Annotated in this window: 1 protein-coding gene; it reads right to left on the bottom strand. The window is 59.3% G+C overall.

What is annotated here, in order from left to right; genetic code table 11:
• Positions 1–166 precede the first annotated feature (166 nt).
• On the bottom strand, positions 167–359 hold a 193-nt coding region (locus A3730_RS10475; RefSeq protein ID WP_156501134.1), incomplete at its 5' end, for an AraC family transcriptional regulator.

Here is a 359-nt window from a genome sequence, read left to right as displayed (position 1 = left end):
CTACAGCGTGGAAGAAGTGGTCGGCCACGAGTTTGTGAAGCGCTATGGGGGCGAGGTGAAGGTGCTCGATTTTATCGACGATATTTCGACGACCAAAATCGTGGAAAGAATTCGTCAGGACTGACTCTGCAACGAAGCTGCTGTAGGCGCGCCTCAAGCGGCGCTCCTACTGCTCGGCCCCGGCTTCTTTGCGGTGACGGGCCGGTGTCTTTCCCGTCCACCGCTCAAAGGCCCTGACGAAGGCCGCTGATTCACTGTAGCCGAGCAATTCGGCGATCTGCGCCACGCTGCGGCTGGAGTCGCTCAGGTAGCGTCTGGCCTTGTCTTCCCTGACCTGATCCATGATGCCCTGAAAGGGG

The organism is Alcanivorax sp. HI0044 (assembly GCF_001634945.1).
This window is presented reverse-complemented; position numbering and strand designations above follow the sequence as displayed.